The sequence below is a fragment of the Pseudomonas akapageensis genome, from assembly GCF_011355085.1.
Lineage (GTDB): Bacteria > Pseudomonadota > Gammaproteobacteria > Pseudomonadales > Pseudomonadaceae > Aquipseudomonas > Aquipseudomonas akapageensis.
This window is the reverse complement of record NZ_VXCP01000057.1, coordinates 64,932-79,457: the sequence shown is the minus strand read 5'-3', so window position 1 is coordinate 79,457 and position 14,526 is coordinate 64,932. Positions and strand designations below refer to the sequence as shown.

Genomic DNA, 14,526 nt, shown 5'->3' with positions numbered 1-14,526 from the left:
AAGCGGCCAGGGAAGAACGACATGATCAGACATGCCTATCGGCTTGCGGGGGCATTTTCACTGCTGCTCGCGAGCAATGCCTGGGCCCAGTTCACTGTTTCACCGACCGAGGCCCAGGCCATCGCCAAAGAGGCGTACCTGTACGGCTATCCGGTGGTGGAAATGTACAAGACCCTGTACGCCCAGGCAGTCGACAAGGACAGCCCGGCCTACAAGGCACCCTTCAACCAGATCGGCAACAACGCCAAGGTGTTCAGCCCGCAGGACACCGCCTTCATCACGCCCAATTCGGACACGCCCTACTCGTTCGCCTGGCTGGACCTGCGCGCCGAGCCCCAGGTGCTGACCTTGCCGGCGATCGAGGCGCAGCGCTATTACTCCACGCAGCTGATCGACCTCTATACGCAGAACTTCGCCTACCTTGGCACCCGCACGACCGGTAACAAGGGCGGCCATTTCCTGATCGCCGGCCCCGACTGGAAAGGCGAGGCACCGGCCGGGATCGACAAGGTGATCCGCAGCGAAAGCAACATCGTCTATGGGCTGTACCGCACGCAGCTGTTCAATGAGCTGGACCTTGCCAAGGTCCAGGAAATCCAGCAAGGCTACAAAGTGCAGCCACTCAGCGGGTTTCTCGGGCAACCGGCCGCTGCCGCCGCACCTGCCGTGACCTGGCCCAGACCGCAACCGGCCATGAGCGACAGCCCGACCCTGTTTCGTTTTCTCAATTTCATGCTGGCGTTCGCCGCACCTGATGCCAGCGAAAGTGAACTGCACCAACGTTTCGAAAAAATAGGCATCGTCCCTGGCCTGCCCTTCGATGATAAAGCCCTGACCTCGGTGCAAATCAAGGCGCTGGAAGCCGGCATTGCCGATGGCAAGGCCGAGTTCGCCGAGTTCAAGAAGGCAAAGGTCGAAACCCACCAGGTCACCAGCGGTGATCTGTTCGGCACGCGCGAGCACCTGCAGAACAATTACCTGTACCGCTATGCCGGCGCCAACCTGGGGATCTTCGGCAACTCCGCCGAAGAAGCCGCCTATATGGGGTATTTCGTCGACAAGACCGGCAAGCCGCTCAACGGTGCCAAGCAAGGCTACGTGCTGCATTTCAGCAAGGGCCAGTTGCCGCCGGCCAAGGCGTTCTGGTCGCTGACGATGTATGACGGCAAGAGCAAGCTGCTGGTCGACAACCCGATCAACCGCTACCTGATCAACTCGCACATGCTCGACAACCTCAAGACCGACGCCGATGGCGGAATCACCCTTTATTTGAGCTACAAATCACCCGGAAAGAGCAAAGAGGGTAATTGGCTACCCACACCCAATGGGCCATTCTATGGCGTTTTGCGCATGTACCTGCCTGGCCCGGAAGTCATCAAGGGGCAATGGCAGATGCCGATGCTGACGCCCGTGGCGCTGTAAGACCGGACGAAGACCCGGACAATGACCCCGACGATGGATTCTTGCCTCAAGGATTTGCTGTTTATGAGTACCCGTGACGATATCAATGCCTTGCAAGCCAGCATTGCCGAAGCCGTACTGGGCCAGGAGGCCGTGATCGGGCAGATCATGCTGGGGCTCCTGGCCAACGGTCACCTGCTGCTGGAAAGTCTCCCGGGGCTTGCCAAGACCCGCACGGTCAAGGCCCTGGCCAAGCACCTGGATGCGCAGATGAGCCGCATCCAGTTCACCCCGGACCTGCTGCCCTCCGACATCACCGGTGCCGAGGTACTGCACCAGGCCGACGGGCAAAACGTCATTCGTTTCCAGCCGGGGCCGTTGTTCGGCAACCTGATCCTGGCGGACGAGATCAACCGGGCCCCGGCCAAGGTCCAGGCGGCCCTGCTCGAGGCCATGGAAGAGCGGCAGATCACGGTCGCCGGCACCAGCCACAAGATGCCCAAGCTGTTTATCGTACTGGCCACCCAGAACCCGATCGAACAGGAAGGCACCTACCCCTTGCCCGAAGCGCAGATGGACCGCTTCCTGATGAAGGTGCTGCTCGACTATCCATTGCCGGCCGACGAGTGCCAGGTACTGCGCCTGTTGCGTCTCGAAGAACAAGCGGTCAGCAGCAGCGAGCCACCCTCGCCCCCCTATACCCTGGCGCAAAACGTGATTTTTGCTGCACGCCAGGAGGTCAGCGCCATCCATGTCTCGCCGGCCATCGATCAGTACCTGATCGACCTGATCAGTGCCACCCGCCACCCGGCCGACTACGACCCGGACCTGGCCCGCTGGATCAGCATCGGCGCCAGCCCCCGTGGCGGCATCGGCCTGGACCGCGCCGCCCGCGCCCACGCCTGGCTGGCCGGGGCGGATTTCGTCTCGCCGGACAATGTGCGCGCCGTCGTGCACCCGGTCCTGCGTCATCGCCTCAAGCTCAGTTATGACGCGATGGCCGACGGCGTCAGTGCCGATCAGGTGCTCGATCGCTTGCTCGACAAGGTGGCCATTCCAGCCTGAGGAGCACGCCCCCATGCAAACGCAGCAGCGTGAGGCCGACGGCTTCGTCTATGTATCGGTCAAGCAGTTGATGGCCCTGGAATTCAAGGTGCGCGGCTTGAGCTTTCTCGCCCGCCAGCCGCGTTCGAGCATTCTTGCCGGCGCCCACACCTCGCGCCTGCGCGGCCGTGGCCTGAACTTCGAAGAGCTGCGCCGCTACCAGCCTGGCGACGACTTGCGGCATCTGGACTGGCGCGCGTCCTTGCGCATGGGCAAGCCGTTCGTGCGCAGCTACACCGAGGAGCGCGATCGCCCGGCGCTGATCGTGGTCGACCAGCGCATGTCGATGTTCTTCGGTTCCACCCGCAGTTTCAAATCGGCGGTCGCGGCCGAACTTGGCGCCCTCGCGGCCTGGATGGTGTTTCAGGCCGGCGATCGGGTGGGCGGCCTGGTGTTCAACGACACCCTGATCGAAAGCCTGTCGCCGCTGCGCAGCCGTTCGCGCATCGAAGCCTTCTGCGTCAAGCTGACCCGGCAGAACCAGGCACTGGCCGCCGACAACCCCGACGCCGAACATGAAGAACAACTGGATGTGGTCCTGCGTAAATGCCTGGCGCTGGCGCCCCATGACCATCTGATCTGCCTGATCAGTGACTTTGCCGGTACCACGGCCAGGACGGCGCAACTCCTGCGGCAGTTGTCGGCCCACAACGATGTCATCGCCTTGCAGGTCTATGACCCGCTGGCCCTGGCGGTGCCTGAGCGCGGTCGCCTGCTGATCACCCAGGGGCAGTTGCAGGTCGAACTGGAAGTCGATCGGCACCAGGTGCGCAAGCCGCTGGGCGACTACCTCAGCGGACGGCTCAAGGATGTCGCCAGCCTGCTGCGCAGCAGCCAGGTGCCGCTGATGATGATCAACACCGGCGAGCCGGCGCTGGATCAGGTGCGCAATGAACTGGGCAGGCTTTCGGGGAGTGCGCGGTGAGCGAAAAGGTCCCGACCATCGATCAACTGCAGGAGCTGGCCTTGCCACCGGCGGTCAGCTACATGCCGCAAACCTGGGGCTGGTGGCTGTTGGTGGCGTTGGCGTTGCTGGCTGGATTGCTCTGGGCTGCGCGCGTCTACTGGCAGTGGCAGCGCAACCGCTATCGCCGTGAGGCGCTGGCACAGCTGGCGCAGTTGCGAACTGCGCTTGGGGATCCTGCGCAGCAGCTTGGCGCACTGCGTCAACTGCCCGAGTTGCTAAAACGCGTGGCCCTTTCGATGCCAGGCGCGCCGGCGGTAGGCCATCTCGGCGGCGCCGACTGGCAAGCGTTCCTTGAACGCACCAGCCGTGCGCCACTGCCCCGGGATTTTGCCCCGCAACTGGCCGACCTGGCCTACGCACCGGAACTGCGGCTGCAAGCGATAGCCAACGAGCAGGGCCAACAGCTGCTCACCCTCTGTACACGCTGGGTGGAGACGCATCATGTGGCAGCTTGATTACCCCTGGCTGCTGCTCCTGCTGCCGTTGCCCTGGTTCGGTTACCGCTACCTGCCCGCCTACCAGCAGGCACGCCCCGCCGTACGCGTGCCCTTTTTCGCCGCCATGAGTCGCGCTACAGGCCAGGAACCGCGCAAGCCGGGTATCAGCTTCAGCCGCTGGCAGTTGCTGCTCAATCTGCTGGTCTGGGTACTGCTGTGCCTGGCCGTGGCGCGCCCGGTGCGGGTCGAGCCGCCCATCGAGAAGCAGCAGCCGGTACGCGACCTGATGCTCGCCATCGACATTTCCCAGTCGATGGAAACCACAGACTTCACCAATGCCGCCGGCCAGCGCATCAACCGCCTGGACGCGGTCAAGGACGTGGTGCGCGGCTTTATCGAACGGCGCAAGGACGATCGCCTGGGCCTGATCGTGTTCGGCAGCGGCGCCTACCCCCAAGCGCCGCTGACCCTGGACCATGCCAGCGTATCGTTGCTGCTCGACGAAACCGGTATCGGCATGGCCGGGCCCAACACGGCCATTGGCGATGCCATCGGCCTGGCCCTCAAGCTCTTCGCCAAGGCCGACGAGCAGAACAAAGTGCTGATCCTGCTCACCGACGGCAACGACACCGCCAGCGCGATCACCCCGGAACATGCGGCATCGATGGCGGCGGCCAAGGGTATCGTGATCCACACCATAGGCATTGGCGACCCTGCGGCCAGCGGCGAAGAGCGGGTCAACCTGCAGGCCCTGCAACAAATCGCCGAGGCCACGGGCGGAAAATCCTTCCGCGCCGAAGACCTTGCCCAGCTCGACCAGGTCTACGCCAGCCTCGACCAACTCACCCCGCATCAGGTCCAGACCCTCAGCCATCAACCCAAACTCGACCTGTTCTGGTGGCCCCTGGGCCTGGCCATGGGGCTGTTGCTGCTGGGTCACCTGAGTGCGGCACTGGCGGCACGCATGACCTCTGCGCAGCGCACAATTACGACGGCGGAGGGCTGACATGGACATCGACCTCAGCGCCCTGCACTTCTTGCGACCGCTGTTTCTGCTGCTGATACCGCTGGGTGCATTACTGCTGCTGTGGCGACGCGCCGAGGTCCGGCGCCGGCGCGTGCAAAGCAGCATTGCCCCCCACCTGCTCAAGCACCTGCTGATCACCCCAAGCACCCGCGCCCGCGTGCAACCGATCCACCTGCTCAGTGCACTGCTCATGCTTGGCGGCCTGGCCGCAGCCGGCCCGACCTGGCAACAGGACCGCCCGCCGTTTCTGGAGAACCAGGCGGTGCTGCTGTTGGCGCTGGACCTTTCGCCTTCCATGGACGCTTCGGACCTGCCACCCAGTCGCCTGGAGGCGGCCAAACACAAGATGCTCGACCTGATCGCTCGCGAGAAGGGCCTGCGCATCGGCCTGCTGGCCTATGCCGGCAGCGCCCATCTGGTGCTGCCACCGAGTGACGATCCAGCCCTGCTCGACAGTTTTCTGCAAGCATTGGCCACGCCATTGATCGACCGCCCCGGCAAGGACGCTCTCGGCGCAATCGAACAGGCCAAGCGCCTGCTGGTCGCCGAAAAGGTGCCTGGCACCCTGGTATTGATCACCGACGGTGCCGACGCCAGTCAGTTTGCGGCAATCGGCAAAAGCCTTGAAGGGACCGCGTTGCAGGTGCTGATCCTGGCGGTGGGCAGCAATGACACCGGCGTGCTGCGAACCGCCGATGGCCAGCCACGCACCGACAGCGATGGTCGCGCGCTGTTGGGCCGCTTCGACCAGGCTGGCCTGGAGCAATTGGCCAAGGCCGCCGACGCGCCGCTGGGCAGCCTGACCCTGGATGACGACGATCTGGACTGGATTGAACTGCACGCACAACGGCACTTTGCCCAGGCCAACCCCGACGCCGGGCAGATCCATTGGAAAGATGCCGGGTACTGGCTGACCTGGCCACTGGCACTTCTGGCGTTGCTGTGCATCCGCCGCGGCTGGAGGCTGAATTGGCTGGGTGCCCTCCTGCTGGCCAGCGGTTGCCTGCTCAACCCACCCCAGGCCCAGGCGGGTGTACTGGCCGACGCCTTCATGACGGCCGACCAGCAAGGACGCTGGGCCTTCGACCACCATCATTACGGCAAGGCCGCGACCCTGTTCGCGGATCCCTACTGGCAAGGCCTGGCCGCCTACCGCGCCGCCGACTATGACCGGGCCCTGGGCAGTTTCGCTCAACTGGACAGCGCCCAGGCGTACTTCTATCAAGGCAATATCCATACCCGCCAGTTCCACTTCGACCAGGCCATTGCCGCCTACGAGCATGCCTTGAAGCTGCAACCCCAGTTCCCCGAAGCGACGGCCAACCTGGCCCTGGCCAAGGCTCTGCAGAAAGACCATGACGACGCGGCCGAAAAAGCGCCCGATACAAAACCCGATCAGGTCAAGTTCGACAAACCCAAGAACAAGGGCGATGCCCGCAAGGTGGAGACCCAGCAGGCCAGCTCCGATGAGCTGTGGTTGCAGAACCTGACCACCTCGCCGGCGAAATTCCTCAGGCAGAAATTCAGCCTGCAGGACGCGGCACGCCAGGCGCAAGGCACAGGAGCCCGGCCATGAGACGTCTGATGCTAGTGTTCTGTGCCCTGCTCGCTTTGCCGGTGCTGGCCGAGGAGCCGCAAGTGCTGGTCGAAACCAGCCTGCAACCGGCCGAGGGCGTGGTCGTCGGCGGCACCGTGCGGCTGCAGGTGGATGTTCTGGTCGATACCTGGTTCCTCCAGGCCCCGCAACTGCCGATCCTGGAGTTGCCCGGCGCCGTGGTCACGCCACCGGCCAGCGACTCGCTCAACCTGACCGTGACGCGCCAGGGCAAAACCTTTTTCGGCTTGCGCTTCAGCTACCTGATCATCCCGCAACAGGTACAGACCTACAGCATTCCGGCGTTGACTATCGCAGTCAACCCAGGCCAGGCCAGCGCCCCCATGAAGGTTCAGAGTACAGCGCAGGCATTCAGTGCCCGGCAGCCCTCGGGCTTCGCCGCCGGTCAGGCGGTGCTGGTGGCCCAGGCCGTGCGTCTGAGCCAGCAGGTCAGATATTCCAGTACCGCTTCGAAGGTCGGCGATACCGTCACCCGGGAGGTCACGCTGCAGGCCGACGGTGCCCAGAGCATGCTCCTGCCCAAAACCGTCCTGGGCGATGTCGACGGGCTCAAACGTTATGCACAAACGCCCAGGATCAGCCCCTTGAGCGATGGCCGTGGCGGCAGCAGCGGTGGCCAGCGCATCGACAGTGCCAGCTACCGGATCGAGCACGCCGGGCATTTCAACCTGCCAGCCCTGCAGGTGCGCTGGTGGGACAGCACGGCCAATGAGGCACGCACGGCGAATCTGCCGGCGATCAGCTTCGAAGCAAGCGCCAACGTCGACTACCGCCCGCCCTTTTCCATCACGGCAGACCTGCAAGCGCTGGGTCAGCGCACCCGTGTGCACCTGGCCCGGCATTGGCTGATGTTGGCTGGCGGCTTGATTGCGCTGGGGCTACTGGCCTGGTTGGGGCGCCCGCTCTACCAACGCTTGCGCAGTGCCTGGCAGCGCCGGCGGGCCCAGCGCCAAGCGCGCTGGCTGGCATCGGCCGAGTACGCCTGGCAGCAAGTCCCCGGCCAGCTGGACGCCCGCCCGGCAGAGCTCACGGCACTCTATCTCTGGGCTCGACGCAAACAACAGGCGCTCGGCCTGCTTGAATTGCCATTGCCGGCGCCATTGGCCAAACGCCTGCTAGGCTTCCTCAACGCGCGCTACGGCAGGGAAGCGGTACAGGAGCCTGCGCTGCAGCAGTGCAAGCAGTCACTCCCGGAACTACGCCAGGGTATTGATCAAGTACAACCTCAACGTCCGCAGGCGCATGGGTTGCGCCCACTGAACCCGAATTCCACAACAATCCGCGAGGACCGACCATGAAACGAGCACCTTCACTCGGCAATTGGCTTTATGGCCTTTCTCTGGCCCTGCTGCTGCCCCTGCTGGCCCAGGCCGCCGAGCCATTGGCCTCGTGGAACGAAGGCCCGTCCAAGGCGTCGATCACCACCTTTGTCAAAGCCGTGACCAAGGACGGCAGCAAGGACTTTATTCCGGTGGCCGAGCGTATTGCCGTGTTCGACAACGACGGTACCTTATGGAGCGAGCAACCGATGTATTTCCAGGTGCTGTTCGCCCTGGAAGAAGTCAAGCGCATGACCCCTCAGCATCCCGAGTGGAAGGAGCAACAACCCTTCAAGGCCGTGCTCGAGAACGATCACAAGGCGTTGGAGGAAGCGGGCATGGACGGCTTGCTGAAAATCATCGCGGCGACCAACACCGGCATGACCACTGAAGCCTTCACCGCCAACGCCGAGGCCTGGCTGGCCAAGGCACGCCATCCCAAGACCGACAAGCCCTACACCGAGATGGTCTTCCAGCCCATGCTGGAACTGCTCGACTACCTGCGCGCCAACGGCTTCAAGACCTACATCGTCTCAGGCGGCGAAGTCGTGTTCATGCGTGCGTTCGCCGAAGAGGTTTATGGCATCCCGCCAGAACAAGTGATCGGGACCACATTTGTGAGCCAGTTCCAGCCTGGCGACGGCAATCCTTCTATCCTGCGTGAACCCAAGCTTGCCCATAACGACGATGGCCCGGGCAAGCCGGAAAGCATCGAATCGATCATCGGCCGGCGCCCGGTGCTGGCCTTCGGCAACTCCGACGGCGACCTGCAGATGCTGCAGTGGACCGCTGCCGGCAAGGGCAAGCGCTTCATGGGCCTGGTGCACCATACCGACGCCAAGCGCGAGTGGGCCTACGACCGGGACTCGAAGATTGGCAGGCTCGACAAGGCACTGGATGAAGCCAAGGCGAAAAACTGGACAGTGGTCGACATGGCCAATGAGTGGAAACGCATCTACCCATTCGATGCGCAACCTTGATGACCGATGCAAGCAACACCAAAAGCAACAACATGGAGAGATGTCTTATGGTTCGTACACGCAAGTGGTTGCCGCAGTTCGCCATGGTGGCGGCTGCGGTGATAGGGTTTTCGGCAGCTGCCACAGCGGCCAGCAAACCCAACATCCTGGTGATTTTCGGCGATGACATTGGCCAGACCAATATCAGCGCCTATTCCATGGGTGTAGTGGGCGGCTACCATCAAGGCGGGCAAGTTCCTGGAAACCTTCGTCGAGTATCCACCCAGTCAGCGGCCGGCGAGCTTCAGCGTCGACCAGATTCGCGAGGCCGTTGACGCCAGGATCGCCGGACCGCCGCGATAGCATCACCGCGGTCAACCTGAACGACCGCGTCGCCTGCATCGCGGGCAAGCCCGCTCCCACAACAGACAGGCCCGTTTTTTTCGATACAAGGACCGCCGTCGATGACTTCAGCCAGCCGTACTTCTTCGCGTCCTGACGCTTCTGTGGCTCAACCCCGAATCCCTGCCCGGTCACTGCCCTGGGCTCCCGCTCTCATGCTTTTCGTTTCCGGCGCCGCGGCGCTGGTCTATCAAGTCCTCTGGATCAAACAGCTGTCGCTGGTGGTGGGTGTCGAAGTGTATGCCATCACCAGCGGCATCAGCGCCTTCTTCGCCGGCCTGGCATTGGGGGGCTGGGCGTTCGGCCGCATCGCCGACCGTCTGCAACGCCCTGTGTTGCTCTATGCGCTGCTCGAATTGGGCGTCGCCGGCCTGGGCATCGCCGCTACCCATGGCCTGGCAAACGCCGCGGGCCCCTTCGCCCGTTTGAGCGACCAGGTGGGTCTGCTGGCCTGGCTGCTGCCGTTCCTGTTGGTCGGCGTACCGGCATTCCTGATGGGCGGCACCCTGCCCGTGCTGATGCGTGCGCTGGCCCCGTCGGCCGAAAGACTGGGTCGTGCCGGTGGGCGTTTGTACGCCGCCAATACCGGCGGGGCCATCCTGGGTACCCTGCTCAGTGCCTTTGTCCTGATTCCCGCCCTGGGCGTGAAAGGCTCGGCCTACGCGGCGGCTGTGCTCAACCTGCTGGCGTTGCTCGGCGCCTTGGCCTATGCCCGCACGCCCGTTGCGGTGCCTGTTGCCACCGCCAAACCGGACAAGGCAGGCAGGCACTCCAGCCTGCCTTTGCTGCTTTACGCCATCGCCGGTGGCGTGGCGCTGGGTTATGAGGTGGTCTGGACCCAGTCGATCGTGCAGTTCATGAGCACCCGCACTTTTGCCTTTGCCGTGGTACTGGCCACTTACCTGACCGGCCTGGTGCTGGGCAGCGCCCTGTACGCGCGCCGCGCCGACCGGATTCGCGATCCGTGGGGCGTGTTCGGGCTGCTGATCGCCACCGCAGGGCTGCTGGCCCTGCTGGAAATCGCCGTGCTCGGACGCTGGCTGATCCTGTTGCAGACCCAGGCCGAACAGGCCGTGCATCTGCTCGGTGGCGACGAACTGAGCGGCATGAGCGCACGCTTTGCCGTCGCCGCCCTGTGCATCGTCTTCGTGCCGACGCTGTTGCTCGGGGCGGCCTTCCCGCTGGCCTTGCGCCTGAGCGTGGACAGCGGTCACGTCGGCCGCGACGTCGGTGCAGTGGTGGCGCTCAATACCCTGGGCGGCATCGTCGGCGTGCTTTTGACCGGTTTCGTGCTGATCCCGCAACTCGGTCTTGTTCGTACCCTGGGCGTGCTCGCCTTCATCGCGGCCGGGATCGGCCTGACCGCCGTATTGCGTGGCAAGCACGTCAACAAAGACAACCGCCGTGGCGTTATAGTGGTCGCCCTGGTGAGCCTTGTATTGGTGATTGCCGTGCCCTCCAATCGCCTGGCCCACCTGATGCCGGGCGCGCGCAACGGCATACTGGCCTTCTACAAGGAAGGTCGCGGTGGCACTGTCGCCGTGGTCACCCAGGGCAAGGCCGCCAATGTCTTCAACAGGCTTTACATTCAGGGCGTCTCGAACACCGGCGATGCCATGCCGTCGTTGCGCTATATGCGCCTGCAGGCCCTGTTGCCGCTGATCATCCACAACGGCGAGCCACGCTCGGCGCTGGTCATCGGCATGGGTACCGGTATCACCGCCGGCGCCCTGCTGCGCTACCCGGGGCTGGAACACCGGGTTGTCGCCGAACTGTTGCCGACCGTGGTCCAGGCAGCGCCGCTGTTCAAGGGCAACTACGACGCTCCGAGCGACAGCCGCATCGATATCCGCCTGCGCGACGGTCGTCAGGAACTGTTGCGCAGCGAGCAAGCCTACGACCTGATCACCCTCGAACCGCCACCGCCTTCGGCCAGCGGCGTGGTCAACCTGTATTCGCGGGATTTCTACGAACTCGCCGCACGACGCCTGCAACCCCAGGGCATCGTCGCCCAATGGCTGCCGCTGCCGACGCAGAACCTGGAAGACTCACAAGCGCTGGTGCGCAGTTTTCTCGATGTGTTCCCCCATGCCAGCCTGTGGACCACCGAGTTCCACGAAATGCTGCTGGTCGGCTCACTGGCGTCGATGGAACTGGATGTCCAACGCATCAGCCAGCGGTTCGAGCAGGACACGGTACGCAGCGCCCTGGCCGAGGTTGGCATCGTTTCGCCGGCGTCACTGCTTTCGACCTACGTCACCGATCGGGCGGGCCTGGAGCGCTTTGCCGGTTCAGCCCAGGCCGTTACCGATGACCAGCCATCGATCGAATACGCGCCGTGGGTGCGCAGCAACGAGATTGCCCGGGTGCTCCCGGCCCTGCTGGACTTGCGTAGCCAACCCGTGTTGACCAACAGCAGCGATGACTTCCAGGCGCGCCTGGACGGCCAGCAAAAACGCCTGGGGCGCTTCTACCAGGTGGGTTTGCATGCCTACAAGGGCGAGCGTCATGAGTGGGGTGAAGGGGTGCGCGAGGTGATGCGTGAGGATGGCGGCAATCCGTATTACCGGTGGTTTTTAGGGATGCAGCCGTGATTTCCTCGTTCCCACGCTCTGCGTGGGAATGCCTCCTGCGACGCTCTGCGTCGCGCTTCCACGACTCGACGCAGAGCGTCTGACACTGCATTCCCACGCGGAGCGTGGGAACGAGGGTTATCGTCAGCGCAACCCCAACTGCCGCTTCAGACCCGGCAAACGCTCATCCTGCGGTGCCGCCTTCTCCAGCCGACGAACATACTCGATCGCCTCTCCCTGCTGCCCCGCCGAGCCATGCAGGTACACCATCGCATACAGCAGATCCGCATCATCCGGCGCCTGGGCCAACCCCGCTTCCAGCGCCGCCTGCGCCTCGGCACGGCGTTGCATCTGCAACAGCAACAACCCCTGGTTGTAACGAATGCGCGGGTTCTGCGGCAGCTCCCTGGCGGCCGTATCGAGCAGCGGCAGTGCCTCGTCGGTATTGTTCCGCTCCACCAGCAACAAAGCCAGCATATAAGCGATGTTGCCGTGATCGGTGACCGGCATGTCCTTCAAGGCGACACCATCGCGCAGCACCTGTTCGGCCTCGTCCTGGCGCAGCATGGAGTTGGCCAGCGTCACCAGGTTGACCCGCGCCGGGGCGAAGTACGGATCAAGCTTGAGGGCCTGGCGATACTGTTCCAGGGCTTCCTGCTGGCGTCCATCGCGCTCGAGCATGACCGCGAGATTCAGGCGGTTGCCCGGCAGGTCGGCGTTGCCGCGCAGGCGTTGTTCGTAGTCCGCCAGGGCGGCCTTGTAGGGCTCGCGCTCGGCCTCGGGCAAGGCAATCAGCGAAATCCCGACCAGGGCGCGCAAGGCTTCATCCCGCACCGCACGGTTATCGTCGTGGAGCAACGGCAGCAGGTACTTGACCCGCTGTACCGGCGGTTGCCGAGTAAATCCGGACGCGGCATAGGCACGCACCAGCGAACTGTCATCCTTGAGCGCCTGAGTCAGGCTCGGCAGCGCCGGATCGCCCATCCCCGCCAATTGCTCGACGGCCGTGGCGCGCACGATGGCCGGCTTGCCCAGGTCACCGATCAATGCCGTCAGTTGCTGCAGCGAATCAGACTGGCCGATGCGTGCGGCATGCAAGGCCTGGCCATAGTGCGGCGGCCGTTGCGGGGTGCCGAACCAGCCTTCGATGGTCTTCGCGGCCCATGCCGGTTGCTTGTCCTTGTGGCAGGCGGTACAGGCATCGGGGCTTTCGGTCTCGGCGCTCAGGTCCGGGCGCGGCAGGCGGAAGCTGTGATCGCGACGGGGGTCGACCACCATGTAGGTCTGCGCCGGCATATGGCAGTTGACACACTGCGCGCCCTGGGAACCGGCCTGGTGATGATGGTGCTCGGGACTGTCATAGTTCTTGGCATGCAGGCTCGGGAACCGAGCCGGCGGGTTGGGATTGTGGCACTGCTGGCAGAGGCCGTTGCCCTCGATCTTGAGCTTGGTGGTGTGGGGGTTGTGGCAGTCGGTACAGGTGACGCCCGCAGCGAACATCTTGCTCTGGGTGAAGGAGCCGTAGACATAGACCTCGCCCTGCATCTGCCCGTCGGCGTGGTAGAGGTCAGGGCGCAGGGTGGCCGGCAGCGCACTGTCGAGCAGCGGTTTGCCCGGTTGCTGGCCGACGTTAAGACTCTGCCGGCGGCTGTGGCAATAGGCGCACTGGTCGACCAGGCCTTTGCTGCCCATGGCCTTGTAATCCACCGTCAGGCCGATTTCGGCAGGCGAACTGTAGCTGGCCTGTGCCGGCTTTTCCTTGCCGGCCCAGTCGACGTGGGCCTGGCCCGGGCCGTGACAGGCCTGGCAACCGACGTTCTGCTCATGCCAGGTGGTGGCAAAGGTATCGGTCTTGTCGTCGTAGCCCTTGAGCAGATTGCTCGAATGGCAATCGGCGCACATGGCGTTCCAGTTCTGGTAGCGGCCGGTCCAGTGCAGGGGGTCGTCAGGGGCGAAATGCTGCCCCGGGTACATGGAAAACCAGCGTTGACCGCCTTCGGCCTTGCTGCGGGTGTCCCAGGCGATGGTCAGGCTCTGCAGGCGCCCACCGGGGAATGCCACCAGGTACTGCTGCAACGGCTTGTAGCCGAAGGTGTAGAGGATCTCGAAGTCAGCGGGCTTGCCATCGGCGCCTTCGATGTTGACGAAAAACTTCTCGCCCTTGCGAAAGAACCGGGCCTGGACCTTGCCGTCCTTGAACTGCGCATTCTTGAAGTCACCCAGCACACTGGTCTTGCTCGCCGGGCGCATGGCCCAGTCGTGGTCGGAGTTCTTCCAGGCGCCGGCCTGCTCGGCGTGACAGCCGATGCAGCTTTCGGCAGGCGCATAGCCCTTGGCGTCAGTGGCCAGGCCCGGTGCCTGGGCGCTGGCACCCTGGGCAAACAAAGACAGCGCCGTGGTGAACAGCAAACCTCGGCAAACGCGTTTGAGGAAGTGCAAAGGATCATCCTTGAGGCAGGTCGACGAAAAGGACTGCGAAGCCCAAGGTTAGCTTCTGACTGGGGCGTTAGGCTATAGATCAGAGGGCGGCGGCAGGATAATCCTGTGCAATCGGCAGGATCGGCGCTCTCGTTCCCACGCTCTGCGCTCTCGTTCCCACGCTCTGCGTGGGAATGCAGGGGCTGGCGCTCCGCGCCGATGTGCTTTCGGTGGCTGGACGCGGAGCGTCCCGGGATGCATTCCCACGCAGAGCGTGGGAACGAGGCACGTAAACCGCTGCAAA

The 14,526-nt window shown here is 64.0% G+C and carries 10 protein-coding genes and 1 pseudogene; 10 read left to right on the top strand and 1 reads right to left on the bottom strand.

The window, feature by feature from the left end:
- Nucleotides 1-21 precede the first annotated feature (21 nt).
- The 10 genes and pseudogenes from F2S13_RS27660 (at nt 22) to F2S13_RS27615 (ending at nt 11,825) form a co-directional block, all read left to right on the top strand.
- Nucleotides 22-1,422: a DUF1254 domain-containing protein gene (locus tag F2S13_RS27660; RefSeq protein ID WP_166366952.1), complete on the top strand. Its 1,401-nt coding sequence runs from the start codon at nt 22-24 to the stop codon at nt 1,420-1,422.
- A 63-nt stretch (nt 1,423-1,485) separates the two neighbouring features.
- On the top strand, nt 1,486-2,466 hold the full coding sequence (locus tag F2S13_RS27655) for an AAA family ATPase (protein ID WP_166366950.1): 981 nt from the start codon (nt 1,486-1,488) through the stop codon (nt 2,464-2,466).
- A 13-nt stretch (nt 2,467-2,479) separates the two neighbouring features.
- The gene (locus F2S13_RS27650; RefSeq protein ID WP_166366948.1) at nt 2,480-3,430 is read left to right on the top strand and encodes a DUF58 domain-containing protein; all 951 of its coding nucleotides are present in this window, start codon (nt 2,480-2,482) and stop codon (nt 3,428-3,430) included.
- A complete protein-coding gene (locus F2S13_RS27645; protein WP_166366946.1) occupies nt 3,427-3,927 on the top strand; it encodes a DUF4381 family protein in 501 nt (166 codons plus the stop codon). The genes F2S13_RS27650 and F2S13_RS27645 overlap by 4 nt, the downstream gene beginning before the upstream one ends.
- Nucleotides 3,914-4,915, top strand: coding sequence for a vWA domain-containing protein (locus F2S13_RS27640; protein ID WP_166366944.1), 1,002 nt, complete (start codon nt 3,914-3,916; stop codon nt 4,913-4,915). The genes F2S13_RS27645 and F2S13_RS27640 overlap by 14 nt, the downstream gene beginning before the upstream one ends.
- A gap of 1 nt (nt 4,916) precedes the next feature.
- Nucleotides 4,917-6,512, top strand: coding sequence for a VWA domain-containing protein (locus F2S13_RS27635; RefSeq protein ID WP_166366942.1), 1,596 nt, complete (start codon nt 4,917-4,919; stop codon nt 6,510-6,512).
- Entirely contained in the window at nt 6,509-7,849 is a 1,341-nt protein-coding gene (locus F2S13_RS27630) for a BatD family protein (protein ID WP_166366940.1), read from the top strand. Before F2S13_RS27635 ends, F2S13_RS27630 begins: the two co-directional genes overlap by 4 nt.
- Nucleotides 7,846-8,850 (top strand): HAD family hydrolase, encoded by a 1,005-nt coding sequence (locus tag F2S13_RS27625; RefSeq protein ID WP_166366938.1) that lies wholly within the window; start codon nt 7,846-7,848, stop codon nt 8,848-8,850. The genes F2S13_RS27630 and F2S13_RS27625 overlap by 4 nt, the downstream gene beginning before the upstream one ends.
- A gap of 47 nt (nt 8,851-8,897) precedes the next feature.
- Nucleotides 8,898-9,062, top strand: a pseudogene (locus F2S13_RS27620) (arylsulfatase); the annotation flags it as partial.
- Nucleotides 9,063-9,293: 231 nt separating this feature from the next.
- Nucleotides 9,294-11,825 (top strand): fused MFS/spermidine synthase, encoded by a 2,532-nt coding sequence (locus F2S13_RS27615; RefSeq protein WP_166366936.1) that lies wholly within the window; start codon nt 9,294-9,296, stop codon nt 11,823-11,825.
- A gap of 123 nt (nt 11,826-11,948) precedes the next feature.
- Here F2S13_RS27615 and F2S13_RS27610 read toward each other — a convergent pair whose 3' ends face one another.
- Entirely contained in the window at nt 11,949-14,243 is a 2,295-nt protein-coding gene (locus F2S13_RS27610) for a tetratricopeptide repeat protein (protein WP_166366934.1), read from the bottom strand.
- Between the last annotated feature and the right edge of the window lie 283 nt (nt 14,244-14,526).